Below are 26,401 nucleotides of genomic sequence, written 5' to 3'. Positions count from 1 at the left end.
CCCGCCGGGTTTTCCTTACCCGGCGGGGAGTCCGCTCACTTCTTGGGGCCGCGTTCGGCGAGCTTGCCGAGCATCGCGTTGTAGGCGACCAGATCCGCGTCCCCGTCGGCGTCGGCCCGCCGGTCCGCGCGGCGCGCGTCCCGCTCGTCCGAGCGCGACCACTGCACCAACAGCGCGACCACGACCACCAGCAGCGGGATCTCGCCGGCCGCCCAGGCGATGCCGCCGCCGAGCCGCTGGTCGGCCAGCTGGTCGGTCACCCATGGCAGCGCGAGCGAGCGGTAGAAGTTGTCGCCGATGACCGTCTGCATGCTCATCAGGATGATGCCGAAGAAGGCGTGGAACGGCATCGAGGCGAACAGCAAACCCAGACGCCCCAACGGAGGCAGCCGCTTCGGGGCGGGATCGATGCCGATCACCGGCCAGTAGAAGACGTAGCCGACCAGGATGAAGTGCGCGTTCATCGCCAGGTGCGCCCAGTGGTAGTTCAGCGCGGAGTCGAACAGCCCGGAGAAGTACAGGCCGTAGAACGAGCCGACGAACAACGCCAGCGCCACAAAGGGGTTCGTCAGCACCCTCGCCACCGGCGACTGCACGAAGGCGAGCAGCCACTCCCTCGGTCCTGGCGGGTCCTGCTTGCCCGCGGCGGGCAGCGCGCGCAGCGCCAGCGTCACCGGGCCGCCCAGCACCAGCAGCACCGGCGCGAGCATCGACAGCATCATGTGGCTGCCCATGTGCGCGCTGAACATGGCCGGCGAGTAGCGGCCGAGGCCGGACGAGGTGGCCAACAGGATCATCAGGCAGCCGCAGACCCAGGAGATCGTGCGGCCGACCGGCCAGGCGTCCCCCCTGGCGCGCAGCCGCCGGACACCGAGCAGATAGGCGACCGCCAGCGCGATCGACACGGTGCCGAACAGCAGGTCGAACCGCCAGTCGAACAGCATCCGCAACACCGTCGGCGGGCCGTTCAGGTCGTAGCCGATGAGCTGCTCGACGGGGCTCGGCGTGAAGTAGGCGTCGGTCGGCGGCGGCGTGCGGCTCAGCGCGGCGGCCACGCCGATCGTGACGAACATGATCAACACCTCGACGCCTGCCAGCTTCAGCAACGCCCGGCCGGTGCCCTTCGCCACCACCTCGCGGACGCTGCGCTGCCGCTGTAGGAAGCCGATCACGCCGAGCAGCCCGAGCAACACGATCTTGGCGACCACGAGCAGCCCGTAGGTGGTGGCGAACAGGTCGCGCAGGGGCAGCCGCACCAGCGCGTTGATCACGCCGGAGACCGCCATCACCAGCCAGCACGCCAGCGCCAGCCTCGAGAACCTGGTGGTGGCGAGCGCGAGATGCGGGCCGCGGCGGCGTCCGTGGGCGAGCAGCGCGATCAGGCCGCCGACCCACAGGGCCGCGGCGAGCAGGTGGAACAGCAGGCTGTTGGTGGCCATGTCGTGCGAGCCGCCGCTGGAGGAGTGACCGGTGACCGCCACCGGCACGAGCCCGAACAGCGCGAGGAAGAACGTCGTCGCGGTCCAGCCCCACGAGAGCACCAGCCGGCAGGCGATCAGCACCAACAGCGTGATGATCGTGGTGATCACCCACGCCTTGCACTGCTCGACGGCCCCGATCAGCTTCAACAGCTCGGCGGGTTTGAGCACCTCGGTGACGGGCGCGCCAGCGGTGTCGGCCGCCGTGAACACCACGGACAGCGCGGAGCCGAGGCACCACACGAGCGCGGCCCAACCGGCCGACCGGATCGCGGCGTAACCGTCCGGGGAGAGGCGGCCGGAAGGCTGCGGCGGCACCAGGAAGGCGGCGAACAGCAACGAGCCGACGCACACGACCGCACCGACCTCGGTGAGCACGCGCACGGCCGTGAGCCCGTAGCGGGTCAGCACGCCGGGATCGGGCAGGCCGTAGATGAGGTACTGCTCGCTGCCGGACAGGGACACCAGGGCTGCGGCCAACACGGCGGCGAGCGCCGCGCCGCACACCAGCAGCGGAGTCAGCCCCGCCCGCCTTCGTCCCGAGCTGACGGGAGCCGGTTCGGCGGGAACGACTGGCGCGACTTCAGATGGCACGTCACGAGGGTAAGCGCCGCGTCACCGACGACCGAACGAATGCGGCCGGTTACCGTGACGAACCGATCATTCGGCGAGATCCCTACGACCGGACAGAGCAGCCGGCACGGCTCCCCGACGAACCTGGGTCGAGGCGGCCCGCCTCGGTCGCGATCACCCGCGTCAGCAGCCGGTTTCCGGTCCCGGTGTGCATGCACGCCGGGACCGTTCAACTGTCCCGAACGGTCCCAATCCGCCGGTGCCCCGCAGGTACCGCACCCGATCACGCTCGGTTCGCGCCGTTCGAGCAGCAGCGCGAATCACACGCGTGAGCCGCATCTCGCGGTAGTCGCGACAGTGTCCTCCACCTCCCCAGGATGTGATGCGACACACACCAAAGTCGCCCGTTTGGCTACTTGATGCGGCACGAATCACCCGACTGGTGACGGCTCGGAAACGGTCCAGCCACGACGGACGATGTGCTGCGTGGGGCCAGCTAATCTGCTCACGCGGCGGGTCGGCAGCCCCGAAGCACCGCCCCCGTAGCTCAGCGGAAAGAGCGAAGGACTTCTAATCCTTTGGTCGCAGGTTCGAGTCCTGCCGGGGGCACCACGTCAGAGCCTTGATCAGCAGAGATACCCCGCGTTCATGGCACGCTTCATGGCACAAACGCGGGTTATCCTGGCCTCATGGCACGGACTGCGGGGCGCAGACCGACGCGGCAGCGCGGCAACATCGAGGAGCTGCCGAGCGGCGCCTTGCGCGTGCGCGTGTACGCGGGCACCGATCCCGTGACCAAGAGACGACACAACCTCGTCGAGACTGTTCCTGCCGGCCCTAAGGCGTGGGAGGAAGCGGAGCAGGTCCGCACGAGGCTGCTCAACCAGATCGACGAGCGCCGCAATCCCCGCACCAACGCCACGCTGAACCAGCTGCTCGACCGGTACCTCACCACCGAGAGGTTCACCGGCGAGGCGTCCACGCTCCGCGGGTACCGTCGATATGCCAAGAACCACATCAGGCCGCTCATCGGCGGCGAGAAGGCCGGCGAGATCGATGGAGACATCCTCGACTCGTTCTACGCCGAGCTCCGCCGCTGCCGTGACCACTGCGACAGGCGTCACCGTATCGACCACCGCACAGCCCAGAAACACACGTGCGACAAACGCTGCGCGCCGCACCAGTGCCTGCCGCTGGCGGCGTCGACAGTTCGGCAGATCCACTTCATTCTGAGCGGTGCCTTCAAGCGAGCGGTCCGCTGGCGTTGGACGGCGACGAATCCGATCAGCCAGGCCGAACCTCCCGCTCCGCCCAAGCCGGCCCCGCAGCCGCCCAGCACCGACGAAGCCGCACTGCTTCTCACCGAGGCATGGAAGGACCCCGACTGGGGCACGTTGGTGTGGTTGGCCATGACCACTGGCGCACGCCGAGCCGAACTGTGCGCGCTGCGATGGCGACACGTCGACCTGGTCGAGGGCGTGCTGACGCTTCACCGCAGCATCGGCCAGGACGAGGACGGCAAGCCCAAGGAAAAGGACACCAAGGACCACCAACAGCGGAGAGTCGCGCTAGACCCCGAGACCGTGGCCGCGTTGACCCGACACTGGCAACGCTGCGGAACGCGGGCGAAGGTGTTGGGCCTCGTGATCGGCCCAGACGCGTTCGTGTTCTCGCTGGCCCCGGACAACAGCGCGCACCTGCTGCCTGACACCGTCACGCAACGGTATGACCGGATGGCTCAGCGACTCGGACTGCACACCACGATTCACAAGCTCCGGCACTACTCGGCCACGGAGCTCATCGCCGCCGGCGTAGACGTGCGAACCATCGCCGGCCGGCTCGGCCATTCCGGCGGCGGCACAACGACTTTGCGGGTGTATGCCGCATGGGTCAGCGAGTCCGATCAACGCGCGTCGACAGCCCTCATGAACCGTATCCCCGCGTTGCCTGCTCTCCCTGCGGATCCCAGAGAGCAGTCCAAGGTTGATCCGCACAGCCCGTACGAGAAGATCGCCGCCGCGATCAGGCAGCGAATCCTCGATGGCGAACTGAAAGTCGGCGATCCCGCACCTTCACTCAAGGACATCGCCGCCGAACATCAGGTGGCGGCCGGGACGGCGCACCGGGCGATGGCGCTCCTCAAGGAGTGGGGCCTGGTCGAGGCCAGCCGCGGCCGCCGAGCGGTGGTCGTCAGCACTGAGGCACTCCCGTCGCGAGAGCCAACCAACTCGGAACCGTCGCAGCCTGTCGGCATACTGGCCACGACAGTCACCGCGCCCTCTGGAGCTGTTGGGGTGGAACGGAAAGCACTCGAACTGGAGATCCGCCGCAAGGGCTACGTCGTCGCAAAGCTCACCGCCGAAGCAGACCCGGAGGAGCTTGGCGAGCTGCGGCAACTGCTGGTCGACGGCATCCTGCGGGATGGCTACGACGAGTCCAGGATCGCCGAGTACGAGATGGACGTCCACTACCTCGGCAACCCTGACCTGCTGATGACCTTCGTCGCCTCAGCCCGCTAGCGGCGAGGACTGCGACCAGCGCCGCCCACCGAGGACTTCCCCCGGACCCAGGGCTCTTGCTGTGCACGGACGTCGGCCGTGGCCTGCCCTTCCCAGACGCCCGCCTGGGTCGCTTGTGTCATCGGGATTTCACCGCCTCTGGGTAGCCTGCGGCACCGGAAGAGAGGACGGGTGGTGACGCAACCGGGTTGGTACCAGGATCCTGCTGGCGGGCCGGGCCTGCGCTGGTGGGACGGCGGCCAGTGGACCGCGCACCAGTGCGCCGCGCCTGGGGCCAGGCAGGGTGTCCCTGGGGCGGTCGCCCAGTATCCGGCTCCAGGGTCCGACATGCCCACCGGGCTGGGCCCGGTCGAGCCCGCCGCGCTGTTGAGCCCACTGCACGCCGAGCTTCCTCACCGCCAGCAGGAAATCGCCGTCCCGCTGGCCACGGTCCAGCAATCGCCGCCGATGGCCACACCGATGCCGAATCGACGCAAGTTCCTGTGGATTGCCGGGATCAGCATCGCCGGCCTTGCCGCTGCGGGTGGCGTCGTCGCGGTCGCGCTGACCCGCGACCCGTCATCGCCGCCCACCGATGCTCCCGTGCCAAACGGCCCCGCGCCGACCTGGACCCACGCCCTGGACGACCACTTCAACAACGGCGACCGCAGCGGCGGCCTCGGCGTGATGGGTGACGTCCTCGTCCGGTGGGATAGGACGATGGCGCAAGCGTTCGACGCGGCGACCGGCGCGCCTCGGTGGACCCTGCCTGACGGCCAACCACGCTTCTCCTGGATCGGCCTGCATGGCTCGTCGCTGATCGGGACCGCGCAGGACGCCGAGACCGACTCGAATCTGTTGGTCGCCATCGGCTCGGACGGCAAACAGCAGTTCAGCCACAACCTCGGCCGCGTCGACGGTCACGGCAGCGCCTTCTCGCAGGTTCTCGATGTCGCCGGCAGCATCGCCGTACTCACTACCTCGGGCGGCCCAGGTGACATCGTCGCGATCGATGTGTCCAGCGGTAAGCAGTTGTGGACACGCGCGCTCACGGCATACAACCGCGCCCTCGCCGTCACCGACGACCAGCGCTGCTACCTACAGGACAACACCGACACCGTCTGTCTGGACCTGACGACCGGCAAGCAGTTGTGGGCCACACCCAACACGTGCCCGGTCAACGCTCCAACGAGCATCGCGTTGGTCGCGGGCGCCCTGGCGATCGCGGGAGAACGGCTGGTCGTTCTCGACGCCGCCACCGGCGTCCCGCGCCGGACGGCGCTCCAGGCGTCGACCGGCATCAGAAGGGTCGGCGTGTCGGCCGACCTGCTCGTCGTCGGCGAGCACAGCGAAACGGCATCGGGAGACGACAACCACACGGTATGGGGGATCGACCCGCGCGACGGCACGAAGGTATGGGCGACGCACGTCCCGCTCCCGATGGTCACGGGCGTGACCACCTCGGCGAACCTGGTCATCGTGCCCACCTCGACCCCGGTCAGCATGAAACCGGCCGGTATCCTCGTCCTGGACGGCAAAACAGGTGCCATTGCCTGGACCGAATCCGGCGGCGGCACTGCGGACTCCGAATCCGGCCGCGGCACCGCGGATTGGCTCGCGTGCGCCACGCCGGACGCGGTCTACGCGGCGTCATCGACCACTGTCTACGCCTATCCTCGCCACCCGTAGCACGGAGCCTGCACGGTGCGATGAACGACCCGCCGCCGAGGCGATCCCGGGTCAGTTCCGCGTCCGGCATGTGGCGACATACGGACACCCGCCAACATTTCTCCCAGTCGGCCGTTCTCCCCGTCGGCCGTGTCGGCCCATGCCCGCTCAACGCCCAACCGGTGACTCCCTGGCTCGCCCGTGCCTGGCTAGGAACCGGTCAGCTGCTGGCATGGGCTGAACCAGCCCTTCGTCTGCTCCATCCTGGCTGTTGGGTGCCGGGATAGCGTTCAAGCTTGTCGGTCACGGAGCCGGTTTGGCAGGCTGGCAGCTATGCGGAAGCTCATGGTCCAACTCTCCGGCACGGTCGACGCGCCGACGGCCCGGGTGATCGACCTGCTTGCCCGCAGGCTGAGCGGGACGCCGGGGCTGGACCCCGCGCGAGTGGAGGTCGACCGGGAGCGCGGCAGACTCGCCTACCAAGGCGGCTGGTGGTATCGGGGCGAGTACGACGTCGTCGGGGAGGAGTCCGGGGGCACTCGCGTCACGCACCGGGTCTACAACGTCGCCAGTCCAGGCAGCCGATGGGCCGTGCCACTGGCGAACCGACTCTTCATCGGCTTCCGCGAGAAGACCGAGGCAGGCTTCCACGAACTGCTGCGTGAGGCCGGCGAAGAAGGCCTCTAAGCGAGCAGTCCGTCATAGGTGGCTGCCACCGCCTTGGCAGACAACATGAATTGAGACCTCAGCCCGGATCTCCGGTTGGCAGACAACGTTAGTTGAGACTTCGACCAACTAGCGTCTTGCTCGACTTTGTCTCCGCGCTGGTAGAACCCCTAATCACCGACAAGATCTACTGAGAAGGGACAGCCGCGTCGGCGCGCTGCGGCGGGCACTGGCCGCCAGGGCTGGTGAGCAGCTCGAAATGCCACATCTCGTTCTCGTACACCTGGCACAGGCCGTAGTCGGAGCCGTGCCGGCCGACCCAGTCGGCGGCGGCGGTCGGGCCGATGTCGACGGCCTTGCCGAGCACGTGCGCCGACTTGTCTGGCGTGCTCACGAACCGCAGCGCCTCCTCCCTGTTCCGGTACTTGGCCACGGCCTGGTCGAGCAGGCGCTGCTGGTACTCCTTGCTGCGCCAGCCCGAGGTCACTCGCACCTCGACGCCGGCGGCCTTGGCTGCGTCGGCGGCCTTGCGTACGGCGGCGAGCAGGTCGGGGTCGAGCTTGCGGATCGCGGCGTTCGCCGAGTCGTTCGGCGAGATGCTGCTGTTCTCAGGGATGCTGCCGTCCTCGGTCTCAGGAGCCGAGGCGGTTCCGGAAGTGGAGGCGCTCCCGGGAGTCGGAACGCCGATCACCGAGGCGCGGCCGGCCACGGGCTGTGGCGTACAGGCCGACAGGGCCACGGCGACGATCCCGACGGCCACCGCCACAGGTACCTCAACGCGCGTGCGGAACATGACATCCTCGCTGGTAGAGCCTGAGTTGGACGCCTCCAACGATGCCCGCGCGATGCCCGCGTGGGGTGCCCGTTGTGTGCGCGTTGTGTGACAGTCGACTTTCCCGGCGCGGCGATGCCGTCACCGAGACGCGCCCGCGAACGTTTCGTCATGCGTCGAGACAGGACGGGGCCATGAGCTGCACAAACTGGGGATCGAAGACGGCCATTGACGGTGTGGATCTTGCGGCGGCCGCGTGAGAGCCTTGGCCGATGAACGTGTTGCTGGCAGTGGATCGGCGCGAGTCGGCGTCGGAGGGTGCCCGGTGAAGCTCGGCGGCGTCGCGTTCGGCCTCACCGACTGGGACGACGTGGAACGCACGGAGCACCCCGGCGAGACGGGGCTCGCGTACTGGCGCACCCGGCAGTTCGGGGACGTGCGCGTGCGCATGGTGGAGTACACGCCCGGCTACGTCGCCGACCACTGGTGCAGTCGGGGCCACGTGCTGCTGTGCCTGGCCGGCGAGCTGCGCACCGAACTCGCCGACGGCCGCGTGTTCGACCTGCGGCCCGGCGTGAGCTACCAGGTGGCAGACGACGCGGAGCCGCACCGGTCCTCGACGGCGACGGGCGCCACGCTGTTCGTGGTCGACTAGGGCCTGTCCCATGGATCTTGGTCGACTCGTCTGATGCAGCTTCCGCGGGGATGAGGAACGCCTGAAGCGGCACGATCTGTCCGATGAGGAATGGCAACGGCTGGAGCCGTTGCTGCCCTCGATCGTGCCGCGGCGGGGCCGGTAGGCCGATCACCTCACGGTGATCAACGGGGTGTTCTTCCGGACGCGTTCCGGCACGACCTGGCGTGATCTCCCGCCGGTGTACGGCAACTGGAAAGCAGTCGACAACCGGCATCACCGCTGGTCAACCGACGGCACCTGGACCGGCTCCGCGCCGGCTGCGACGAGGCCGCGCAAGCGGAGCAGCGACGCAGTGCTTGCAGAACACGCCGTCAGCTCCGTACGGGCACGAGCACCGCCCGCTCAAACCCTCCCGTACACCGCGAGCCGTCGAACCTGCCCCGACGCGAAGTACCGCTCACCTCGCTCGAACGACCTCGCGTCAGCCAGCTTCCGCACCACGCTCCTGCTCAGGCGATGACCGCCGGCCCGCAGCCGCTGTCGCTCGACTGCGCGGCACTCGGATGCGGCCTGCCCGACGAGGAACTGCCGCTGGACCAGGTGCGCCTACTGCTCCTCAGACGACGGACGAGCTGGGTGACCAAGGACGCTGTGTGGCAGGAGCTCGTCCGAAGGGCACACGCGACACCGGAACCGTGGACGACGGTGGCCGCCGCGATGATGATGCCCGGTCTCAAGCACATCGCTGGAAAGCTGGGTTCCCGCTTCTGCGGTGACCGCAACGACCTGGACTCCGAGTTCCTCGAAGGCTTCCTCCAAGCACTCGACGTCGCCGACGCACGATCGCCGAAGATCTTCGGGCAGCTCTATTGGGCAGCCTTCCGGCGCGGCCACTAAGCCTGCAACAGCGAAAGGCGGCGAGCGATGTCCCGGTCCGAACTCACCGACACCGCAATCGACACCCGTACAGCCGACGGGCACCCGGACCTCGTCCTCGCAGGAGCCATGCTGTCCGGTGTCATCACACCCCACGAAGCCGACCTCGTCTCCGATGTGCTCCTCGACCACGGAGATCGATCAACCGCGGCCAAGCGGCGCGGGATGAGCCGCCACCAGGTGACAGCGCAGCTCAACACCGCCTCCCGACACCTCGCCGACTACCTCCTCGGCGGCCCCCTTCGTCCAGCCGCATGACCACACTCATGGCACTGCGCGTACCGCGGTGGCGCCTGTGGAAGCAAGGCTGCGGCGGACTGCAAATCGATCTGTCGCCTGTGCCCGGTCCGCCTCACCTGTGCCATCACAGCACTCGCCAGTGGCGAGAGATATGGCGTGTGGGGCGGCATGGACCAAGCCGACCGCGAAGCACTGGGACACGCTGAGGCTCAGGTCGCAGCATGAACACGACGCCCAACTCCACGCAGCGGACCCGCCGTCAGCAGCAATGCAACAACCTAGATGTCGCCTTCGAGATCAACCTCGTTGACGACACCGAAGCTGAGCGCCTTGGCATGCAACAGGCGGCGGCCATCCGCGACGTAGTGCTGTGGCACCACCGAAACGACGCAGTCCAATGTCTACGCCTACGTCTATGCCAACAGGTACGGACGCATCTTCCTGCGCCCTATCTTCCGGAGAGCACCGTTGACCGGCACTGATTCCAAAGCCGGGACCCTGGTGCACGAACAGGGCCACTTCACGGTGAACGGCGGCACCGGTGACTATGTCTACGGCCAGAGCGGGTATCGGCAACTGGCCAAGGACAACCCGAGCGGCAGACGGCGGCGTGAGCTGAGCGGCCTCCGGTCATTCGAGGATCGCGCGCAACTCGACGAACAGGTCAAAGGACACCGAAACGGGGACGATCGGCCAGGCTAAGAAACGTCGTCACCCGTTTCGACTATCAGCCTTTCCGACAAAACCCTCGTACGCCGCCTTTTGGGCACCCTTCTGCGAGTACTCTTCACGTTGCATGCATCCGACAGGGGAGGCTCTTCGTGAGAATTCGAACCGCAGAAGGTCAGGAATACTATCTCAGCGACTATCACTTTGTTTTTCGCTATCGATTCGTCGGCAAGATCGGCGGTAAGCCGACCGATGTGCACGCGGTGATGCTCGACGACTTCACCGACTGGAACGGGCTCGCCGACGCGGCCGCAAGCGCCAAGCGAATGGACTTCAAGTTCGGGGGCTACCTGTGGCAGCGGGCCAGCGACAATGAGGTCTGGCCGGTCGAGGACGGTGTCACGGTCATCGGTCTCACCGGGGAGGAGATCGAGGCACTGGCGATCAGTGCCAAGGGCACCGGCTCGCCGCCGGCTCGCCTCTCCCGCGCCTTGTTCCGGAGGGCCCTGGTCGAGATCGAGAGGATCAGGGACACCGCGCCGACGGAGGAACTGGGCATCCAGTGGCCGGCGAAGCTCCCGAGCGGTATCGGTCACGACCCCAAGAAGACCTCCATAGCGGCGTCGGACAACTACATCTGGGGCGCCGACGGCAGTTTCGAATATCCGCACATCCACTGCTTTATGACAAAAGGCTACATCACCAGCGCACTCGCGACGCTGAAGCCGACACCCGGCTTACACGAGAAACGGCACTTCAAGTTCCGGAGCGATCTGCTGACGGTCCGGAAGAACCTCCTTGCCGGCGACGACGCGGTGCTTGACGAGCTGGAGAAGGTGCTCCGCTCCCTGGTGACCGGGGAGGCGCGGCAGCCGCAGGTCGTCGCCAAGCCCAAGAAGGAGAAGAAGGAGCGGAAGACGGAGGCGGACGATACGGATCAGGCGCCGCCCGTGGCGCAGCGGGTCTTCGCCGACTTCGTGGTGACGTATGCGAGGGAGAACAACGTCGAGGTCGGCTGGCTCCAAGATGCTGTGGACGACCTCGGGTGGGATGCCAACGACCTCGATGGCCTTGAGCGGGAGAAGTTGGAGGAGGCGGTGGGCAGGAAGGCCCCGGCCGCCACCTAGGAATCAGGACAGAAAGGGCACCGCGGTCGGCACTTTCGTCGGCTGGTCGACCGGGTCGCCGATCCGGTAACCGCGCGCGTGACTGTCGTGTCATCAGGATTTCATCCACCCTGTCTAGGTTCACGCTACGTCACACCCCAACACGGTGGCGGACGGGACAGGGACGGGACATGACCGATGACTCCGGCGCAGGCAGCCCGGTCGAAGGCGCAGGAAATCTGGTGGACGCGGTGTCGTCCGGCGTGGAGGGCCTCGCGAACGCGGCCACATCCGCGCTTGGCCAGAGCGGACCGATCGGCGCGCTGCTGGCACCCGTCGTGAACGCCCTGCGGGATGTGTGGGAAGGGTATTTCGGCTCACCCATCCCGCCGGGCGGCACGAACTGGAACGCCTACACACACCAGCAGTTGCACCAGATGCTGTGGGAGAACGCCGACGTCGGCGACGTCAGCGCGGTCGCCGACGAATGGCAGCGACACGGCACCGCGCTCGCCGGTCATGCGACGGAGCTGCGCGACCAGCGGACCGCCCTCCAGACCAACTGGACCGCGCAGTCGGCCGAGTCGGCGACGAGCCGGCTCGGTGAGCTCGGCGACCGAACCTCCGGCATCAGCACCCGCGCGAGCACCGTGCACCAGGCCGCCCAGTCGGCCGGCGACGCGCTCGCCACCGCCCGCCACGCCATGCCGCCACCGCCCGGCGACCACACCGGACAGACCGTGGCCGCCGGCGCGGCGGGAGCCGGTGCCGGCGCTGCGATCGGGGGCCTGCTCGGCACGCTCGCCGGCGGGATCGGCGCGGGGCCCGGCGCCCTGATGGGCGGCGCGATGGGCGCGGTTGCCGCGGGCGGCGCGAGCATGTTCCTCGACAACGTGGGGGCCTCGGCGGGCAAGGCCCAGGCGGTGCACGTGATGCAGCACTACGAGACGAGCCTGCACCAGAGCAGCAAGACGATCTCGCCGACACCGGCCGGCGCGACCGAGGCAGCGGTGTACGGGGTGGAAGGCGCGTTCGGGCCGACCGGGTCCGGCGGGACGACGAGCGCGTCGGGCTTCGTCGGCGGCGGTTCCGGCGGCGGCGACGGCTCGACCGGACGCGGCGTGGCGTGGCGGCACCTGGTCGGCAGCGACGCCCTCGGGGCGCGGCTGGGGGCCGGTATGCAGGTCGGTGGTGCGGAGAACGCGATGGTGGCGCGGAACGGCCTGATGTCCGAGCTCGCGGCCGCGCGCGCGACCAACGGGGGCGCGATGTGGCCCGGCGGCGCCGCGCGGGCACGCAACGACGAGGACGACGAACACGTCAACGACCTGCCCGGCGCCGACCACGGGATCTTCTCCGTCGGCAAGTCCGGCAGCACGCCGGTCATCGGACTCTAGGAAGACGGGAGCGAACCGTTGAACTCCGGACCGTCGCAGAAGCACGGCTTCCAGGTCGCGCCGCAGGAGCTTACGGCGCAGGTCGCCGCGCTTGCCGCGATCGGCGACCAGACCAACGGCCTGGTGAACTCCGCGGGCAGGTTGGCCGCGCGCCTGCCGATGCTCGGCACCTCGCCGCCCGCGCTGCACCTGGCCATGCGGCTGCGCGAGGCGGCAGGCCGGTCGGGGCTGACCGGCGAGGTCAGCGCGGCCGACACCGAGCTGAGCAACTTCCACCGGGCGCTCAAGGAAACCGTCGCCAGCTACGAACAGGGCGAGCACGACATCACCTGGACGTTCAAGACCGTCGACGGTGCGAAGTGACCGCGCAGGCCGCCGACACCGGCATCGCCTCGACGGACGACGGCTGGCTCCGCTTCGGCCTCGTCGAACTCGACCTGCTCGCCACGCACGCGGGTGTGCCGTTCCCGTTCCCGCTGCGGGTGCCCTCGTTCGGGCGGATCGCCGGCGAGCGGGAGGTGCTGCTGGCCGTCGCGGGGCAGACCCTGTGGACGCGCGGCCTCGCCGACGAGGTCGGGCCAGCGGGCCCCGCCGCCGACCTGGTGACGGCGCTGCGCGAGCACCGGGGCACCGTCGACCTCGTGCTGACCGGTGACGACGGCGCGGTCGGCATCGTGGCGATCGTCTACCAGTCGTGGGCGCTGATCTGCCGCCAGCAGCTGGACGACGACCTCGCCGGCACGGTGCGGATCCGCCGCGTCGCGGAGACCGCGCTGGCGGCCGAGCTGTTCGCGATGGTGCCCGATCTCGCACCTGCCAGGTCGATGCCGATCACGCTGCCGGCGTCGGCGGTGCGCATCGCGACGCGGCTGATCGACGGCGTCGAGGACGACGGCGAGAAGGAGCTGCGGCTGCGGGATCTGGTGCGCGACAACGGGGGCGACCCCGACACGCTCGACCAGCTCGCCGGTCTGCTCCCGACGGTGTCCGCGCGCGGGCAGGTCGGCGCGACCCGCCAGGGCGCGCGGGCCGGCACGGAGCTGTCCTGGCTGGACGGCCCGCGCGGCCGGGTCCAGGTCAGCTCGGCGAGCGCCGGCTGGGTGAGCGTCAACCCATTGCGGCGCAACGACTTCCGCTTCGCAGTAGCCGAGCTGGCCGGCATCGCCCGCGCCCCTCGATGACCATCGAGGGGACCCGACACGTCGAAGGGGGAAACACCGTGGATCCAACACAGTGGCTGGCCGGCTACGACGAGAAGCTCGCGAGTGCCGCGAAGAACGCCGAGCTGGCCAACGCGAGCCTGCGACGGGTCGGCGCGAACGTCACCTCGCCGCGCGGCGAGGTCGAGGTGCACGTCGGCGCGAGCGGCGCGCTCGAAGACCTGCGGCTGACCACGGCCGCCCGCGCGCTCGAGGTAGACCAGCTCGCGCGGCTCATCCTGTCCACCGCGCAGCAGGCGCAGCGCGAGGTCGGCGCGCAGGTGGTCGAGATCATGACCGACTACGTCGGCGACGGGCCCGCGCTGGAGCTGGTCAAGCAGAACATGCCGCCAGCCGCCGGCATCGAGTCCGGTCCGGCCGCGCGGCCGGTGCCCGACACCCGCGATGACGACGACTACTTCACGAACCCACCGGAGATCGTCCGATGACCGAACCGAACGCCTTCGAGCTCGATCCGGCCCAGCTGCACGAGCACGCGAACACCGTCGGCAAGGTCGCCGACCAGCTGTCCTCCGTGGCCGGCGGCGCGCCGAGCGGACTGGCGGACAACGCGCTCGGCGAGTTCGTCCAGTTCCTCGCCGCCGGGTTGCAGGGCGCGATGTCCGCGACCACGGACGTGGTCACGGGCGCGGCCACCTCGGTGGAGGAGATGAGCACGGGCCTCAAGCAGACCGCGAACGACTACCAGCAGACCGATGACGGCCATGCCGCAGCGCTGCGTTGGAGGAACGGCTGATGTCCACCACCGCGCAGTTACTCGCGGACCAGAGGGCGAACACCGCGGCCGTGCAGGGCGGCGGCTGGCGCTCCGACGAGCTGACCGGGTCGGACGGCGGGCTGCCCACTCTCGGCCAGACGTCCAGCCCGCTGTCGGGACTCGCCGACGCGGGCTTCGGCTCCCTCATGGGCATGGTGTCCTTCCTCGAGGAACCGCTCAAGGTGTTGTCCGGGAACCCGAGTTCGATCTCGTCGAGCTCGCAGGGTCTGCACGGCGCCGGCACGCAGGTCTCCTCGCTGGCCGACTCCTACCGGCAGTCGACCTCCGCGCAGACCAGCAGCTGGTCCGGCGCGGCCGGGTCGGACTACCGCAACGCCGGGTCGCAGCACGCCGACGGGATCCAGGCGATCGGCGAGGCGCTCACGTCCATCGCCACCGCGGTCGCCGGCGCTGGCGAGGTGGTCGGGCAGGCCGTGCAGATCGTCACGGAGCTGATCACCCAGGCCGTCGGGGAGATCGTCCCGATCATGACCCAGGCGGTGGCGGCGGCACCGGCGACCTTCGGCCAGAGCATCGCGGTCGCGATTCCGCAGTGCGTCGAGATCGCCGTGCGCTACGGCCAGCAGATCGGGCAGAAGCTGGCCGCCCTGGTGTCCACGGGGCAGAACCTGATGAAGCTCGTCACGGCGGGAGTGCAGACCGCGAAGGCGGTCGGGGACGCGATCTCCAAGATCAGCAAGTCCGCGTCGCAGGGCGGTTCGGGCGGTGGCACGGGAAGTGGCGCGGGCGGCATCGGCACGAGCAGTCCGTACGACCTCAACCAGGGCTCGCTCGGCAACGACCTCTCGACGTCGCCGAGCCTGTCCGGGCTGTCGTCCGGCGACTCCGCGCTGTCGACCTCGGCGGCCGGCCTGACCGGCGCCGGCCAGGCGAGCGGAATCGCGCCGGACCACGCGGGCGGCACGTCAGGACACGCTGTGCTCGCACCGGGTGCCCGTTCCGGGGCCGGCCAGACCGAGTACCTCGCCCCCGGCGCCGGCAGGCTGGCCAACCGCCTCGGCGGAGCCCAGGCAGGCGGCATGGTCGGCGGCGGCCCGATGGCCGGAGGCGCTCCCGGCGGCCAGAGCAAGCAGCGTCAGCGGCCGGGATACCTGTCGCAGCAGGACATCTTCGACGACGGAGCCGAGGACGGCGACCAGGAGGGCGGCGACGTCGAGGTCGTCTCCCCCGCGGTGCTCGGCGAGGTGCCCGAGAAGCAGGACAGCAAGGACTGACCGGCGTCAGGGATCGGGGGAAACGCGATGGGTAAACAGGAAGACGGATTCGGGCTCCACGCGGACGCCGTCAACGGGCTCGCTGCCGTGTTCGCCAACTGCAAGAGCCAGGTCGACGACATCAGGAAGTTCATGTCGCCGGTCGGTGCCACCAAGGACGACTTCGGGAAGACGTGGGCTGATGACTCCGGGAAGACGTTCATGGAGTGCATGGACAAGCTGAACCAGGATCTCAGCCACCTTGCTGAGCACCTCGGCGACATCTCGACCAAGCTCGTGGCGGGAACCAAGCTGACGGTGTCGACGGACAACGATGCCCTCAACAGCGTGAACGGCCTCCAGGACGAACTGGCCGGCCGCCCGGTCGCTCTACCGCAGAGTCCCAGGACCATCAACAAGTGACGCGGAGGCACGGTCGTGCCCTCAGCAGCGAGGTGAACTATGGGCTCTGACAACACGGACGCCGTCGACGCGATGGTGAGCGCCGTCAACGGCCAGAGCGGGGCCGGGCGGGCCTGGGAGTCGATCGGCGCCCCGCTCGACGACGGCGTCATGACCATCCTCCCCAAGTACGACCGGGCGTACGACCTGCACCTGAGTCCGGCGTCCTGGGACAAGCGCAAAGAGGTCGGCAGCGACGACGTCGGGGACGTCCGCTGGGGGAACATCGCCAAGGGCGCGGCGCGGCTGAAGGGCCTGCACGACGCGACCAAGGATCTCAGCGGGCTCATCACCACCAAGATGGCGGAGATCGACGGCCAGTGGCACGGCGATTCGTACGAGAAGTTCAAGGAATACATCAAGAACGTCACCGACACCCTTGATCGCTACTCGGCCGCCGCTCGACTGGCCTACGCGAGCCTGATGGCCGGTGTGGACACCTACGGTTCGCTGCAACCGCTCTATGCCAGCTACACCGCGGCAAGCAAGAGCCACTTCCAGGCCGTCTCCGCGTACCCGGACGACCCGACCGGCGATGACTACGACGCCTATTATTACGACGTGCGGGAGGCCGTCCACGCGTGGTACGTGGACACCGACACGCTCAAGGACGACATCAAGCAGACCTACGACGCCATCCTGAAGGACCTGCGCGCGCTGGCCGACGCCAAGGTGTTCGAGCACATGGTCGTCACCGGGCTCTCCACCACGGACCAACCCGCTAACACGCCCAACAAGGACAACAACACCGGCACGCCCAGCGGCGGCGGCACCCCCTCGTCTGGCGGCGGCACGCCCACCAACACCACCGCCAGCAACGCCACCACCACGGACACGCCGGCGACCACCACGACGCCCAAGACGACGGACCAGACCACCAACTCCTCCACCACGTCCCAGGGCACCAACGACCTGGCGTCCATGCTGAAGCAGGCCACCCAGTCGTCGAGCGGGACGCCCTCGAAGACCGCGACCTCCGGCATGGCTTCGCCGCACGAGGACGTGACCATCAAGGACGGCGACGAGAAGATCAAGGTCGGCAGCCCCGACGAGAAGGGCCGCTACAAGGTCACACTCGGCAAGCCGCCCAAGGACTACACCCTCGACTTCAAGCCGAAGAGCAAGGACGGCACCGCGGGCGGCCCCGACGCGAAGCGCGGCTACCTCGACCCGGTGACCGGCAAGTTCGTCGAGGACCCCGAGGGGATGGACGCCGACGGGGTGATCCACGCCGGCGCGGACGGCAAGATCGTCCTGCACGACGGGGACAAGAGCTACACGTTCAGCAAGGATGCCGGCGCGGCGAACGGCGTCCAGCTCACCACCGAGTCCCCTGGCAAGGAGCCGCACACCTACTCCGTCGAGTTCAGCGGCACCGGAACGGCCTCGGGCCTCGGCGACGCAACGAAGTTCGGTGGCCTGTCCGACCTCGCGTCCCTGTCGTCGACGGGCCTCGGCGACCTGACCGGCGGCGCGTCGGTCGGCACGGGCTCCAGCGGCCATCACCTCGGCGGCGGCGGCGGGGGTGGCGGGGCCGGGATCGGCGCGTCGACGGCGTCGGCGTTCGGCTCCGGCCAGGACGGTCAGCACTCGGGAACGTCGGACCAGCAGCACGTTGGCTCCGGGCAGGCCAGCGGGCAGATCGCCGCGCGCCTCGGGGGTGGCTTCGGGCCGCAGGGATCGGGCGCGGCGGCTGGCCAGCCGGCCGCGGGCATGGCACAGAGCGGCATGGGTGGCGGCGGGATGGGCCGAGGCGCGGGCGGCGGTCACGGCGGCGGCGGCGACACCGAGCGCGGCCCCAGCAAGTACCGGGTGCCCGACAAGTCCCTGTTCGAGTCCGACGACCGCGTGCTGCCCAACCGCGCCATCGGTGAGGACTGATCGGCGCGATGACTGAACCGGGAGGAGCCAACCGTGCTTCCTGACGAGGCGGACGGCGCCGCGACACTCCAGCGGATCGCCGACATCAAGCAGGCCGGGCTGCGGCGGTTCGCCGAGAGCGCCGCGCAGGCGAAGGAGCGGGAGAAGGACGTCACCGCGACCGTCGCCCGCCGCAAGGAGGAGAAGGCCGAGGCGGCGCGGAAACTCGAGGAGGAGGCCAAGAAGGCCGCCGCGCAGGCGGACGAGCCGCCACCGCCACCACCGACGTGGGCCAAGCGGACGCCGACAACCGTTGGCGGCCAACGCATGATGTCGTCCGGCGTCGAGGAGATCGAGGACGAGGAGCCCGCCAGGCCGGCGGCCCGCCGCCCTCCGCCGACCGGGCGGCCCGCGCCGCGCCGGCCTCGTCCCGCTGAGGACGAGGAGGAGGACTTCGGCGAGCGGAGCCTGTTCAGGTAATCGCCGAGATGGTCACACTTCCAGCCGCACAATGGCTTCCTGGGCGAATCCCTCCAGGTCGCCGCCGTAGGGCTGCACGCCTTCGTGGACCTCGTGCAGGCGGATTCGGCCGCCAGGCTTGCCCTGGTAGTGATATCGCACGGACACGATCCCGACGACGGTCGCCCGGGGCAGCGCCGGGTCGATGCGCGCGAACAGTCGGGTGACAAGCCGGTATCCGCGGGCGGCGAGGATGCTCAGCGCGTCCGGAGTCGCGGCGTCCACGCCGTCGTCGGGCACGTCCATGCGGTTGACGCTGGTCTCGTAGCCCATGAGGTCGAAGTCCCGGCCAGGGTCGTAGTCGGGCTCGACGGAGGCCCAACCAAGGACCAGCGCTCCCGAGGACCGACGCACCCAGCCGCCCTCGATGATCTGGACGTACCTGGGCGGCCACGGCATCGCTCCATGGCTGTCCAGGTCGCGACCCGCCAGCAGTTCGGCCATGGCTCGGTTCATGGACACCGTCATGTCAGTTCCTCTGCAACTGCTCGGTCGACACCTGGTAGCCGCCATCGGTCATGCGGTCGGGTGGGGCCGCGTCGAGTGCGCCGAGGAACCACAGCGCCGAGGGGACCGGATCGGCCCTGACCGGTTGGCCGTTGAGCACGGCCAGCAGCCGCCAGTACCGGGAAACCCTTGCGTCGGCGCCGATGCGGACCCGTTCGGTGAGCCAGGCGCGGAACTCGGCGTCGTCGGCACGACGATGCGCGTCGGCGAACACGGCCACCAGCTCGTCGACGATCGCCCGCGCCCGCGCGCCGGTCACCGGGACACCGTCGGCGAGCGCCCCGCCCGCCAGGGTGAGGACGGCCTCCTCCGCCCGCCGCCAGCTCGCCGAATCTCCTTGCTCCGCACCGGAAATCCGGTCGGCGGCGTGCCGCTCGAACGCGGCGCGGGCGCTCGCGCGGAAGGCCGGGTCGCTGACCAGGTGCGCGAGTTCCAGCCATGCCTCCAGCTGCTCGACCGTCGGGTCGGCGGGCAGCTCGGGCAGCATCGACCGCAGGTGCGCCGCGAAACCGGGCTCAAGGTCGAGGCCGTCGGTCGCCTCGGCGATGAGGTCGGCCACCAGCCTGCGGCGCTGTGCGGCGGACAGCCGGGCGAACTGGTGTGCGCGCAGGATCTCGGCGGGGCCCGCGGCGTTGCCGGTCACCTGGCGCAGCACCGCCTGGCGCAGGCGCATGGTCTGGATCTTGGCCTCCATGGCCGCGATCTGCCGCTCGGCGACCTCGGCGAGGTTCCGCGCACCGGCCAGCACCTCCGTGATCGTCGCGAGGTCGACGCCGAGATCGCGGAGCGTCCCGACGAGTTCGAGCCGGCCAAGCGCCTCTCGGTCGTAGAGCCGGTAGCCGCCCGGCGTCCGGCCGATCGGCGCGACCAGGCCCTCGTCGGAGTAGTAGCGGATCGTCGGCACCGAAAGGCCGGTGCGGTCGGCCGCCTGGCCGATCGTGTAGACGCCGGCCTCCTCGGTCGCACCGGTCCCGTCGACGCCGTTCTCGTTCACGCCGTCCAGCCTCGCTCATCCCCCGGCGACCGCGCCAGCCGGTCGAGGACGAGGTCCGCGACCCGGCCGGGCGCCTCGAGGTGCACGTAGTGGTTCGTCGCCACGTCCACCACCGACAGCAGCGGTGTCGCGGCGGCAACCTCGGCCAACTCGCGCGCGAACCCCCGTTGGTAGGCGGCGAACGCGGTCGCGGTCTCGGGCGGCAGCAGATCCTCTCCGCCGAGGCCGGCCGACGCGACCACGAGCAGCGGGCAGCGCGTCGCGCGGTAGGTGGCGAACAGGTCGAGGCTGCCCAACTCGGCCACCAGTCGGGCCAGCGCGGGATCGCCGGCCTCCCGCACCGAGGTGTCCAGGAAGTCGCGCATGGTCCGCTCGGCGGCCAGCGCGGCGTCCCCGTCGAGGTCGAACGGGCCGACGGGGTTGGTGTGCCCGTCAAGGTTGACCGCGAGCGGGCACTCCGGGTGCCGCGTCGCCCAGACGGCCGCGACCAGGCCGCCGAGCGAATGTCCCAGCACGGCGGGACGTCCCAGGTCGAGCCGGTCGATGACCTCGGCAAGATCGTCGACCGCATCCGACCAGGACCACAGGGCTGGCCCGGAGTTCCCGTGCCCGCGCAGGTCCATGGCGACGACCCGCAACCCGGCGTCCAGCAACAGCGGCACCACCAGGTGCCAGTCGTCCATGGTCCGGCCACCGCCGTGCAGCAGGACGACCGCGTCACCCGCCCCGCCGTGATCCCGGACGGCGATGTCGACACCGCCGGAGGACACGACGTGATCCGACCACGGCGAACGAACAGACTCGATCATGCGGACTCTCCCACTCTCGGCGCTGACGCGTGCTCGGTCCGACTATGGAGTCTCAAGTCGCTTGAGACTCAAGCCCTGCGGCAGTGCGTGATCAGGAGACCCGCGCCCGGCGCGGCGGGACTCGCGGGCCGCAGGCGGCGCTCGCGCGGCGGCCGTCGTCGGTCTGGAGGCGTACGCCTGCGGGCTGTCCCGGCGACGCGGAATGCCACCTGCGGTCGATGTCCGGCGACCCGGGTCTGCGACAGCGTTTGCGGCGTGATCGAAGTGAACGAGCTCACCAAGCGCTACGGCAGCGTTCTCGCCGTGAACGGCCTGAGTTTCACCGTGCGGCCGGGACTCGTGACCGGGTTCCTCGGCCCGAACGGCGCGGGCAAGAGCACCACGCTGCGCATGCTGCTCGGGCTGAACACGCCGACCAGCGGCACCGCCACCATCGACGGTAAGCGGTTCCGGGACCTCGGCACCGGGCTGCGGCACGTCGGCGCGCTGCTCGACGCCGGCGACGTGCACAGCGGGCGCTCTGCGGCCGCGCACCTGTCGGCGCTGGCCCGCAGCAACGGCCTGCCCCGCCGCCGGGTCGACGAGGTCCTCCAGGAGGTCGGCCTCGCCGACGTCGCCCGCCGCCGCATCGGCGGGTTCTCCCTCGGCATGCGACAACGGCTCGGCATCGCCACCGCCCTGCTCGGCGACCCGCCCGTGCTGCTGTTCGACGAGCCCATCAACGGCCTCGACCCCGAGGGCGTGCTGTGGGTGCGTCGCCTGTTCCGCCGGTTGGCCGCGGAGGGCCGCACAGTGTTCGTCTCCAGCCACCTGATGAGCGAGATGGAAAACACCGCCGACCGCCTCGTCGTGATCGGCCGGGGCGAGCTGATCGCGGACGAGGGGGTCACGGAGTTCGCCGCCCGTGGCACCAACTTCAGCGTCTCCGTGCGCACTCCCGACACCGCCGTGCTCGCGGGGCTGCTGGCGACCGAGGGAGCCGAGGTGACCTCGGACGGCTACGAGTCGCTCACGGTGACCGGGCTGACCGCGGCCCGCATCGGCGAACTCGCCTTCCACCACCGACTGATGCTGCACGAGCTGGCCACCCACACCCCGTCGCTGGAGGAGGCGTTCATGGAACTGACCGCCGACAGCGTCGAATACCTGGCAGGACAACCACAATGAGCACAACGACGATGGCAGCGCCGACACCTGCCAGGATCCGGAACCTCTTCGCCGCGGAGTGGACCAAACTCTGGTCGCTGCGGTCGACCTACTGGGTGCTCGGCGTCGGCACGCTGCTGATGATCGCCGCCTCGATCACGGACGCCATCCGCACCACCAGCAGATGGTCGGAGCTGATGGAGGACCTGCGGGCCAGGTTCGACCCGATGTCGGTCGTCCTCGGCGCGCCGTCCGCCGCCCTCCTGATGCTCGGCGCGAGCAGCGTCGGCGTGCTGGTGGTCGCCGGCGAGTACTCCAGCGGGCTGATCCGCACGACGTTCACGGCGGTGCCGGACCGCCGCCGCGTGGTGCTGGCCAAGGTCGGCGTCGTCGCCGGCACCATGCTGTTGGTGGGCGTCGTGATCGCGACGATCTCCTTCTTCGCGAGCCAGGCCGTCCTGTCCAGCGTCACCGCCGGCGTCTCGATCGGCGATCCCGCCGTGCTGCGGTCCCTGGCGTCCGACGCGCTGCTGGCGCCCGTCGCCGCGCTGGTCGGCATGGCCATCGCCGCCCTGCTCCGGCACACCGCAGCCAGCGTCATCACGTCCTGCGTGGTGCTGGTCATCGTGCCCAGCTTCTTCAAGATCACCGTCTACCCGTGGGTGGACGACATCTACAACGCGTTTCCGCTGTACGTGTGGCGCAACTGCCTTTCCATGCTGGACCCCATCACCCGCCCGTACTTCCCGACCGTGACCGGGTCCTGGATCGTCTTCGCTGCCTGGCCGTTGGTCGGGATCGTCGTCACCGCAGTCATCGTGCATCGGAGGGACGTATGAGAAAGGGACGTATGCGAAGCAGACACCGCACGTGGACCCTGGCCGTCGCCGGGGCGCTCGCCCTGGCGGGCATCGGCGCGGCGGCCCCGGCGTCGGCAGCACCGTCGGACCAGGAACTCGTTGCCGAGCAAGGAAACGGCCACTACCGGGCCGAGGTCCGCCGCACCGAGTACGGCATCCCGCACGTGCTGGCGCACGACTTCGGTGGGCTCGGTTTCGGCTACGGGCACGCCTTCGCGCAGGACAACCTGTGCGTGCTCGCCGACCGGGTGCTGACGCTGCGCGGCGAACGCTCGGCCGCCTTCGGCCCGACGGCGGACTCCGGCGACGCCCTGGCCAGGCCGACCACCAACCTCGCCAGCGACACCTACTACCAGGGCCTGCGGCGGTCCGGCGTCGTCGAGCGGCTGCTCGCGCGCCCCGCTCCGCTCGGCCCGACCGCGCAGGTGCGGCAGCTGGTCGACGGGTATGTCGCCGGCTACAACCGATACCTGCGCGACACCGGGGTGGCGCGGCTGCCCGACCCGACCTGCCGGGGCGCGGCCTGGGTCACGCCGATCACCGCGCTCGACGTCTGGAGCGCCGTCTACGACATCAACCGGTTGAACGGGACGGCGAACTTCAAGGCGGCCATCGCCGACGCGGGACCGCCCGCGCCCGGCGCGGCGGCGGCGAAGTCGGGGCCGGACTTCCCGAGCGCGCCGGAGGACCGCGCCGACGGCATCGGCAGCAACGGCTGGGCCATCGGGCGGGACGCGACCGCCGCGCACGACGGCATGGTGTTGGCCAACCCGCACTTCCCGTGGAGCGGGATCGGCCGCTTCTACCAGGTACAGCTCACCATTCCCGGGGTCATGGACGTGTCCGGCGCGAGCCTGTACGGCACGCCGGTGGTCGAGATCGGCCACACCGGGGGCGTCGCCTGGACGCACACCGTGTCCACCGCGCAGCGCGCCACGCTCTTCCAACTCGCCCTGGTGCCGGGCGATCCGACGAGCTACCTGGTCGACGGCCGTCCCGAGGCGATGACCCGGCAGACCGTGCCGGTCACCGTGCGGGCCGCCGACGGCACGGTGTCGACGGTGCAGCGGACCACCTACAGCTCGCGGTACGGGCCGGTGCTGGCCACCGGTTGGACGGCGACGGCCGCGTTCGCCATCGCCGACGCCAACGCCAACAACCTGCGTTCGATGAACGAATGGCTCGCGATGGACCAGGCACAGCACCTCGACCAGTTGCTGGCGGCGCAGCGCACCTTCCAGGGCATCCCGTTCACCAACACGATCGCCAGCGAGACCGGCGGAACCGCCTACCTCGCCGACGCCTCGGTCGTCCCGCACGTGACCGACGCGGACGCGGCGCGCTGCGTCGACACCCCGCAGGGCAAGGCGGCCTACCCGCACACGATCATCCTGGACGGGGCCGCCTCGAACTGCGGCTGGGGCAGCGATCCCGACGCGATCGAGCCCGGCATCTTCGGCCCACACGCGTATCCGGCGTTGACCCGCAACGACTTCGCGGCCAACTCCAACGAGAGCCCGTGGCTGGCCAACCCCGCCGCGCCGATCACCGGCTATCCCGCGATCTTCGGCGACACCGGCACCCCGCGCGGCCTGCGTCCACAGCTCGGGCAGGACATGATCGCCGCGCGGATCGCCGGCACCGACGGGTACGGCGCGCCGGGCTTCACGATGGCGTCACTGCGGGACACGATGCTCGGCGACCGCAACCGCAGCGCCGACATCGGTCGCGCCGACATCGTGGCTATGTGCCAAGCAAACCCGAGCCTGCCGGCCCGCGACGGGACCCAGGTCGACGTGCGGTCGGCCTGCGACACCCTCGCCGCGTGGGACGCGCGCGACAACGCCGACAGCCGGGGAGCCGTGCTGTGGCGGGAGTTCTTCTGGCGGCTGTTCGACGACGACGCCCCCGGCGGCTGGTGGCGGGTGCCGCCGGACCCGGCCCAGCCGCTGACCACCCCGCGCGGGATCGACGGCAGCCGCCAGGGCGTCCAGCACGCCCTCGCCGACACGGTGCAGTTCTTCCAGGCCAACCACATCCCGGTCGACGAGGCCCTCGGCGACGCGCAGCGTTACGCCACCGTGCCGCTGCCAGGCTGCCTCGGCCCCGAGGGCTGTTTCAACGTCGTCTCGTCCAACCCGCCGCTTGGCGCGGACGGCCGTTACGCCGACCTTACCCAGGGCCATGGTTCGAGCTTCATCATGGCCGTCGAGCTGACCAGGGATGGCCCCCGCACGAGCACGCTCCTCACCTACTCCGAGTCCGCCAACCCCGACTCGCCGCACCACACCGACCAGACCGTCCTGTTCTCCCACCGGCAGTGGGTGACCGAACGGTTCACCGAGGCCGAGATCAACGCCGATCCGCACCTGCACAGGACCGTCCTGCGCGGCTGAGCGCACGGTCGGCGCTGACCCACCGTTCGCGGTGGGTCAGCGCCGGTCTGGTCAGCCCCCCAAAACCGTCAGGTCAAGCGTGGCAAGGCGCTCCGGGTCGGCCAGGATGTCGAGCGCGACGACCTTCCCGCCCGAGATGGTGAACGCGGCGACCGAGATCGGCCTGCCGTCGGACACCGCGACCGCGCCGATCCCGCCGTTGACGAGCGCCGGCAGCGTGAACTGGGCGAGCCGCGCGAACGTGGACGCCCCGTTCGCCACCGCGATGGCACCGCGCACGATCCGGCCGGGCTGGAGCGCGCCGGCGTCCGACCGAACCACGACGTCGGGGTCGAGCACCGCGACCAGCGCCGCGAGGTCGCCGCCCCGCGCGGCGGCGAGGAACGCGTCGACGACCTCGCGCTGGCGGGTCAGGTCGGGTTCGGGAGTCGGGGTCGCGCCCTGCACGCGGCGGCGGGCCCGGCTGGCCAGCTGCCGCGCCGCGGTCGGCGTGCGGTCCACGATCGGCGCGATCTCCTCGAAGGGCACCGCGAACAGGTCGTGCAGCACGAAGGCGAGCCGCTCGGCCGGCGGCAGCGTCTCCAGCACCACCAGCAGCGCGAGGCCGATCGAGTCGGCGAGCAACGCCTGGTGTTCCGGGTCGACGCCGTGCACGCCGCTGATGATCGGGTCAGGCATCCGCACCCGATCCTCGAGCGACTCCTCGCGCCGTGCCGCCCGCGAGCGCAGCATGTCAAGGCAGACCCGGCCGACCACCGTGGTCAGCCAGCCGCCGAGGTTGCCGACGTCGTCGGTGTCCGCCCGGCTGAGCTTGAGCCACGCCTCCTGGACCGCGTCGTCGGCCTCGCTGAGCGAACCGAGCATCCGGTAGGCCACCGCCCGCAGATGGGAGCGGTGGGACTCGAAGCGCTCCGCCAGAAAATCCTTCTCGATCACCCGGTCACATCTCCTCATCACGACGCGTTGACGCGTTGACGGATCAAACACGGCCGATGTGACCGAGAACAAGTCGGCGCT

Annotated in this window: 27 protein-coding genes, 1 tRNA gene and 3 pseudogenes; 24 read left to right on the top strand and 7 right to left on the bottom strand. The window is 69.9% G+C overall.

What is annotated here, in order from left to right:
* Positions 1 to 35 precede the first annotated feature (35 nt).
* Entirely contained in the window at positions 36 to 2,072 is a 2,037-nt protein-coding gene (locus F0L68_RS05165; RefSeq protein ID WP_223198507.1) for a bifunctional copper resistance protein CopD/cytochrome c oxidase assembly protein, read from the bottom strand.
* Positions 2,073 to 2,587: 515 nt separating this feature from the next.
* On the opposite strand from F0L68_RS05165, the gene F0L68_RS05160 reads away from it, so the two are divergent.
* From F0L68_RS05160 to F0L68_RS05140, 5 genes and pseudogenes are all read left to right on the top strand, one after another.
* Positions 2,588 to 2,663, top strand: a tRNA-Arg gene (locus tag F0L68_RS05160).
* A 77-nt stretch (positions 2,664 to 2,740) separates the two neighbouring features.
* Positions 2,741 to 4,570 carry a tyrosine-type recombinase/integrase gene (locus F0L68_RS05155; RefSeq protein WP_149848268.1) on the top strand — a complete coding sequence of 610 codons (1,830 nt, stop codon included), beginning with the start codon at positions 2,741 to 2,743 and terminating at the stop codon, positions 4,568 to 4,570.
* A 78-nt stretch (positions 4,571 to 4,648) separates the two neighbouring features.
* Positions 4,649 to 4,831: pseudogene (locus tag F0L68_RS44860) on the top strand (DUF2510 domain-containing protein); the annotation flags it as partial.
* A gap of 66 nt (positions 4,832 to 4,897) precedes the next feature.
* Positions 4,898 to 6,238, top strand: a complete 1,341-nt coding sequence (locus F0L68_RS05145; RefSeq protein ID WP_149848267.1) for an outer membrane protein assembly factor BamB family protein — start codon at positions 4,898 to 4,900, stop codon at positions 6,236 to 6,238.
* Positions 6,239 to 6,550: 312 nt separating this feature from the next.
* Entirely contained in the window at positions 6,551 to 6,904 is a 354-nt protein-coding gene (locus F0L68_RS05140) for a hypothetical protein (RefSeq protein ID WP_223198506.1), read from the top strand.
* 166 nt (positions 6,905 to 7,070) lie between these two features.
* Here the strand turns inward: F0L68_RS05140 and F0L68_RS05135 are convergent, their stop codons facing one another.
* On the bottom strand, positions 7,071 to 7,676 hold the full coding sequence (locus F0L68_RS05135; RefSeq protein WP_149848266.1) for a M15 family metallopeptidase: 606 nt from the start codon (positions 7,674 to 7,676) through the stop codon (positions 7,071 to 7,073).
* 304 nt (positions 7,677 to 7,980) lie between these two features.
* Between F0L68_RS05135 and F0L68_RS05130 the strand changes: the two genes are divergently transcribed.
* Together F0L68_RS05130 and F0L68_RS44855 are read left to right on the top strand one after the other, a co-directional pair.
* Positions 7,981 to 8,310 (top strand): DHCW motif cupin fold protein, encoded by a 330-nt coding sequence (locus F0L68_RS05130; RefSeq protein WP_149848265.1) that lies wholly within the window; start codon positions 7,981 to 7,983, stop codon positions 8,308 to 8,310.
* Positions 8,311 to 8,470: 160 nt separating this feature from the next.
* Positions 8,471 to 8,584, top strand: a pseudogene (locus F0L68_RS44855) (transposase); the annotation flags it as partial.
* On the opposite strand, the gene F0L68_RS44850 reads toward F0L68_RS44855, so the two are convergent.
* Positions 8,576 to 8,698, bottom strand: coding sequence for an SWIM zinc finger family protein (locus F0L68_RS44850; protein ID WP_223198514.1), 123 nt, complete (start codon positions 8,696 to 8,698; stop codon positions 8,576 to 8,578). The pseudogene F0L68_RS44855 and the gene F0L68_RS44850 sit on opposite strands and share 9 nt — an antisense overlap.
* A 110-nt stretch (positions 8,699 to 8,808) precedes the next feature.
* Between F0L68_RS44850 and F0L68_RS05120 the strand changes: the two genes are divergently transcribed.
* From F0L68_RS05120 to F0L68_RS05055, 14 genes and pseudogenes are all read left to right on the top strand, one after another.
* Positions 8,809 to 9,189, top strand: a complete 381-nt coding sequence (locus F0L68_RS05120) for a hypothetical protein (RefSeq protein ID WP_149848263.1) — start codon at positions 8,809 to 8,811, stop codon at positions 9,187 to 9,189.
* A 27-nt stretch (positions 9,190 to 9,216) separates the two neighbouring features.
* Positions 9,217 to 9,486 carry a hypothetical protein gene (locus tag F0L68_RS05115; RefSeq protein WP_149848261.1) on the top strand — a complete coding sequence of 90 codons (270 nt, stop codon included), beginning with the start codon at positions 9,217 to 9,219 and terminating at the stop codon, positions 9,484 to 9,486.
* A 57-nt stretch (positions 9,487 to 9,543) separates the two neighbouring features.
* A pseudogene (locus F0L68_RS05110) lies at positions 9,544 to 9,693 on the top strand (WhiB family transcriptional regulator); the annotation flags it as partial.
* A gap of 210 nt (positions 9,694 to 9,903) precedes the next feature.
* A complete protein-coding gene (locus tag F0L68_RS05105; protein ID WP_223198513.1) occupies positions 9,904 to 10,170 on the top strand; it encodes a M35 family metallo-endopeptidase in 267 nt (88 codons plus the stop codon).
* Positions 10,171 to 10,289: 119 nt separating this feature from the next.
* A complete protein-coding gene (locus F0L68_RS05100; RefSeq protein ID WP_149848260.1) occupies positions 10,290 to 11,264 on the top strand; it encodes a hypothetical protein in 975 nt (324 codons plus the stop codon).
* A gap of 170 nt (positions 11,265 to 11,434) precedes the next feature.
* Positions 11,435 to 12,640, top strand: coding sequence for a hypothetical protein (locus tag F0L68_RS05095; RefSeq protein ID WP_149848259.1), 1,206 nt, complete (start codon positions 11,435 to 11,437; stop codon positions 12,638 to 12,640).
* 18 nt (positions 12,641 to 12,658) lie between these two features.
* Positions 12,659 to 13,003, top strand: a complete 345-nt coding sequence (locus tag F0L68_RS05090; RefSeq protein ID WP_149848256.1) for a hypothetical protein — start codon at positions 12,659 to 12,661, stop codon at positions 13,001 to 13,003.
* Positions 13,000 to 13,821 carry an ESX secretion-associated protein EspG gene (locus F0L68_RS05085; RefSeq protein WP_223198505.1) on the top strand — a complete coding sequence of 274 codons (822 nt, stop codon included), beginning with the start codon at positions 13,000 to 13,002 and terminating at the stop codon, positions 13,819 to 13,821. The genes F0L68_RS05090 and F0L68_RS05085 overlap by 4 nt, the downstream gene beginning before the upstream one ends.
* 38 nt (positions 13,822 to 13,859) lie before the next feature.
* Positions 13,860 to 14,288 (top strand): YbaB/EbfC family nucleoid-associated protein, encoded by a 429-nt coding sequence (locus F0L68_RS05080; RefSeq protein WP_149848255.1) that lies wholly within the window; start codon positions 13,860 to 13,862, stop codon positions 14,286 to 14,288.
* Positions 14,285 to 14,596 (top strand): type VII secretion target, encoded by a 312-nt coding sequence (locus F0L68_RS05075; RefSeq protein WP_149848253.1) that lies wholly within the window; start codon positions 14,285 to 14,287, stop codon positions 14,594 to 14,596. The genes F0L68_RS05080 and F0L68_RS05075 overlap by 4 nt, the downstream gene beginning before the upstream one ends.
* Positions 14,596 to 15,852 carry a hypothetical protein gene (locus F0L68_RS05070; protein ID WP_149848252.1) on the top strand — a complete coding sequence of 419 codons (1,257 nt, stop codon included), beginning with the start codon at positions 14,596 to 14,598 and terminating at the stop codon, positions 15,850 to 15,852. Before F0L68_RS05075 ends, F0L68_RS05070 begins: the two co-directional genes overlap by 1 nt.
* A 27-nt stretch (positions 15,853 to 15,879) precedes the next feature.
* Complete coding sequence (locus F0L68_RS05065) at positions 15,880 to 16,254, top strand: WXG100 family type VII secretion target (protein WP_149848251.1); 375 nt, start codon at positions 15,880 to 15,882, stop codon at positions 16,252 to 16,254.
* Between the two features lie 39 nt (positions 16,255 to 16,293).
* Positions 16,294 to 18,174, top strand: coding sequence for a hypothetical protein (locus F0L68_RS05060; protein WP_149848250.1), 1,881 nt, complete (start codon positions 16,294 to 16,296; stop codon positions 18,172 to 18,174).
* Between the two features lie 33 nt (positions 18,175 to 18,207).
* Positions 18,208 to 18,633, top strand: coding sequence for a hypothetical protein (locus F0L68_RS05055; protein ID WP_149848249.1), 426 nt, complete (start codon positions 18,208 to 18,210; stop codon positions 18,631 to 18,633).
* Positions 18,634 to 18,645: 12 nt separating this feature from the next.
* Here F0L68_RS05055 and F0L68_RS05050 read toward each other — a convergent pair whose 3' ends face one another.
* From F0L68_RS05050 to F0L68_RS05040, 3 genes are read right to left on the bottom strand one after another with little or no spacing between them, the layout of a single operon-like run.
* Entirely contained in the window at positions 18,646 to 19,140 is a 495-nt protein-coding gene (locus F0L68_RS05050) for a hypothetical protein (protein WP_149848247.1), read from the bottom strand.
* A 1-nt stretch (position 19,141) separates the two neighbouring features.
* A complete protein-coding gene (locus F0L68_RS05045; protein ID WP_149848246.1) occupies positions 19,142 to 20,173 on the bottom strand; it encodes a helix-turn-helix domain-containing protein in 1,032 nt (343 codons plus the stop codon).
* Entirely contained in the window at positions 20,170 to 20,982 is an 813-nt protein-coding gene (locus tag F0L68_RS05040; RefSeq protein ID WP_149848244.1) for an alpha/beta fold hydrolase, read from the bottom strand. The genes F0L68_RS05045 and F0L68_RS05040 overlap by 4 nt, the downstream gene beginning before the upstream one ends.
* Before the next feature lie 255 nt (positions 20,983 to 21,237).
* On the opposite strand from F0L68_RS05040, the gene F0L68_RS05035 reads away from it, so the two are divergent.
* Genes F0L68_RS05035 through F0L68_RS05025 form a run of 3 tightly spaced genes read left to right on the top strand, consistent with a single transcriptional unit; the run spans position 21,238 to position 25,384 of the window.
* Entirely contained in the window at positions 21,238 to 22,149 is a 912-nt protein-coding gene (locus tag F0L68_RS05035; RefSeq protein ID WP_149848243.1) for an ATP-binding cassette domain-containing protein, read from the top strand.
* Positions 22,146 to 22,967 (top strand): ABC-2 transporter permease, encoded by an 822-nt coding sequence (locus tag F0L68_RS05030; protein WP_149848242.1) that lies wholly within the window; start codon positions 22,146 to 22,148, stop codon positions 22,965 to 22,967. Before F0L68_RS05035 ends, F0L68_RS05030 begins: the two co-directional genes overlap by 4 nt.
* 11 nt (positions 22,968 to 22,978) lie before the next feature.
* Positions 22,979 to 25,384 carry a penicillin acylase family protein gene (locus tag F0L68_RS05025; protein WP_149848241.1) on the top strand — a complete coding sequence of 802 codons (2,406 nt, stop codon included), beginning with the start codon at positions 22,979 to 22,981 and terminating at the stop codon, positions 25,382 to 25,384.
* A gap of 51 nt (positions 25,385 to 25,435) precedes the next feature.
* Here F0L68_RS05025 and F0L68_RS05020 read toward each other — a convergent pair whose 3' ends face one another.
* Complete coding sequence (locus F0L68_RS05020) at positions 25,436 to 26,320, bottom strand: sigma-70 family RNA polymerase sigma factor (RefSeq protein WP_223198504.1); 885 nt, start codon at positions 26,318 to 26,320, stop codon at positions 25,436 to 25,438.
* Between the last annotated feature and the right edge of the window lie 81 nt (positions 26,321 to 26,401).

This window comes from Solihabitans fulvus (genome assembly GCF_008386585.1).
Classification (GTDB): domain Bacteria; phylum Actinomycetota; class Actinomycetes; order Mycobacteriales; family Pseudonocardiaceae; genus Solihabitans; species Solihabitans fulvus.
This window is presented reverse-complemented; position numbering and strand designations above follow the sequence as displayed.

Excerpts from the sequence above, each read along its gene's own strand:
- F0L68_RS05155 (WP_149848268.1), top strand. The coding sequence starts at position 2,741 with ATGGCACGGACTGCGGGGCGCAGACCGACGCGGCAGCGCGGCAACATC.
- F0L68_RS05145 (WP_149848267.1), top strand. The coding sequence starts at position 4,898 with ATGCCCACCGGGCTGGGCCCGGTCGAGCCCGCCGCGCTGTTGAGCCCA.
- F0L68_RS05140 (WP_223198506.1), top strand. The coding sequence starts at position 6,551 with ATGCGGAAGCTCATGGTCCAACTCTCCGGCACGGTCGACGCGCCGACG.
- F0L68_RS05135 (WP_149848266.1), bottom strand. The coding sequence starts at position 7,676 with ATGTTCCGCACGCGCGTTGAGGTACCTGTGGCGGTGGCCGTCGGGATC.
- F0L68_RS05120 (WP_149848263.1), top strand. The coding sequence starts at position 8,809 with ATGACCGCCGGCCCGCAGCCGCTGTCGCTCGACTGCGCGGCACTCGGA.
- F0L68_RS05115 (WP_149848261.1), top strand. The coding sequence starts at position 9,217 with ATGTCCCGGTCCGAACTCACCGACACCGCAATCGACACCCGTACAGCC.
- F0L68_RS05095 (WP_149848259.1), top strand. The coding sequence starts at position 11,435 with ATGACCGATGACTCCGGCGCAGGCAGCCCGGTCGAAGGCGCAGGAAAT.
- F0L68_RS05075 (WP_149848253.1), top strand. The coding sequence starts at position 14,285 with ATGACCGAACCGAACGCCTTCGAGCTCGATCCGGCCCAGCTGCACGAG.
- F0L68_RS05070 (WP_149848252.1), top strand. The coding sequence starts at position 14,596 with ATGTCCACCACCGCGCAGTTACTCGCGGACCAGAGGGCGAACACCGCG.
- F0L68_RS05065 (WP_149848251.1), top strand. The coding sequence starts at position 15,880 with ATGGGTAAACAGGAAGACGGATTCGGGCTCCACGCGGACGCCGTCAAC.
- F0L68_RS05060 (WP_149848250.1), top strand. The coding sequence starts at position 16,294 with ATGGGCTCTGACAACACGGACGCCGTCGACGCGATGGTGAGCGCCGTC.
- F0L68_RS05050 (WP_149848247.1), bottom strand. The coding sequence starts at position 19,140 with ATGACGGTGTCCATGAACCGAGCCATGGCCGAACTGCTGGCGGGTCGC.
- F0L68_RS05040 (WP_149848244.1), bottom strand. The coding sequence starts at position 20,982 with ATGATCGAGTCTGTTCGTTCGCCGTGGTCGGATCACGTCGTGTCCTCC.
- F0L68_RS05030 (WP_149848242.1), top strand. The coding sequence starts at position 22,146 with ATGAGCACAACGACGATGGCAGCGCCGACACCTGCCAGGATCCGGAAC.
- F0L68_RS05025 (WP_149848241.1), top strand. The coding sequence starts at position 22,979 with ATGCGAAGCAGACACCGCACGTGGACCCTGGCCGTCGCCGGGGCGCTC.